Here is a 1,082-nt window from a genome sequence, read left to right on the forward strand (position 1 = left end):
GTTGCAGCTTCCGCTGATGTTGTGGGCGCGTCCGACTCCTGCTGGTGAGCGGGTGTGGATGTGGCTGCGTCCGGGTCTGTCGTTGGAGCAGCTTGACGGTAAGACCGGTGTGATCGCGGTGACCTGTGGAGCCTCGGAGGTTCGGGTGGCTCGTGCCCGGCAGAACCTGTCGACGCTGGTCCGGGTGGATGTGACCCGTCGTGACCCGTTCACCGGCCTGGTGCCGTCGCCGCTGGCGTTCCTGCTGTCGAAGTCGCCGGACGTGGACGAGGTCGTACCGGTCTCCCCGGCAGTGCCACTGATCGGTCTGGACCTGGCCGACGTTCCCGAGCCTGCGGTTCCGGAGCAGCGGACGGGTGGTCGGCGATGACGGTCAGGGCTGTGGTGACCGGCATCGACAGGGGTCCCGTGACCGTCAAGCCGATGGAGTTCGACCCCGATGAGGTCTACCTCGGCTTCGCCGGTGGCTTGTGCTTCTACGTCCGCGAGGCGGACATCGACCGGCTGTTGGCCGCACTGGAGCAAGCCCGTGAGGTGTTGAAACGCAACGTCTCACATCAGATTGATCAAGGAGTGAAGTGATGGCAGGAGAAACCTCGATCACGGTGGTCGGGAACCTGGTTAACGACCCGGAGTTGCGGTTTTTGACCAACGGGACGGCGATGGCGAAGTTCACCGTCGCGTCGACTCCGCGCACGCTGGACCGCGATTCCGGGCAGTGGAAGGACGGCGAGCCGCTGTTCTTGAACTGCACGGCGTGGCGGGACCTGGCCGAGAACGTGGCCGGTTCGCTGACCCGGGGCACCCGCGTGGTGGTCCATGGTCGGCTGCGGCTGTCGCGGTGGGAGACGCCGGAGGGTGAGAAGCGTCAGCAGCACGCCCTGGACGTCGACGAGATCGGCCCGTCACTGCGGTTCGCGCAGGCGAAGGTGACCCGCACGACGCGTGCCAAGGGCGGCGACGGGTTCACCCCGAACGACGCGCCGGACGACGTGTGGAACACCGCGGTCCCGGCGGACGCGGCCACGGCCTCGGCGGGGTTCTGAGATGGACGCCAACAGCTACCCGATCGGCGTCGACGT

2 protein-coding genes and 1 pseudogene are annotated in these 1,082 nt (G+C 67.1%); all 3 read left to right on the forward strand.

Features of this window, described 5'->3' with window-relative positions; translation table 11 throughout:
* A pseudogene (locus ADL15_RS55310) lies at positions 1-370 on the forward strand (hypothetical protein); the annotation flags it as partial.
* Between the two features lie 11 nt (positions 371-381).
* The gene (locus ADL15_RS15110; protein ID WP_157441374.1) at positions 382-582 is read left to right on the forward strand and encodes a hypothetical protein; all 201 of its coding nucleotides are present in this window, start codon (positions 382-384) and stop codon (positions 580-582) included.
* The gene (locus ADL15_RS15115; RefSeq protein WP_067690277.1) at positions 582-1,046 is read left to right on the forward strand and encodes a single-stranded DNA-binding protein; all 465 of its coding nucleotides are present in this window, start codon (positions 582-584) and stop codon (positions 1,044-1,046) included. Before ADL15_RS15110 ends, ADL15_RS15115 begins: the two co-directional genes overlap by 1 nt.
* Positions 1,047-1,082 lie beyond the last annotated feature (36 nt).

The organism is Actinoplanes awajinensis subsp. mycoplanecinus (assembly GCF_001509495.1).
Classification (GTDB): domain Bacteria; phylum Actinomycetota; class Actinomycetes; order Mycobacteriales; family Micromonosporaceae; genus Actinoplanes; species Actinoplanes palleronii.

Bases quoted from the DNA above. Each gene is read 5' to 3' on its own strand.
- ADL15_RS15115 (WP_067690277.1), top strand. From the start codon at position 582: ATGGCAGGAGAAACCTCGATCACGGTGGTCGGGAACCTGGTTAACGAC.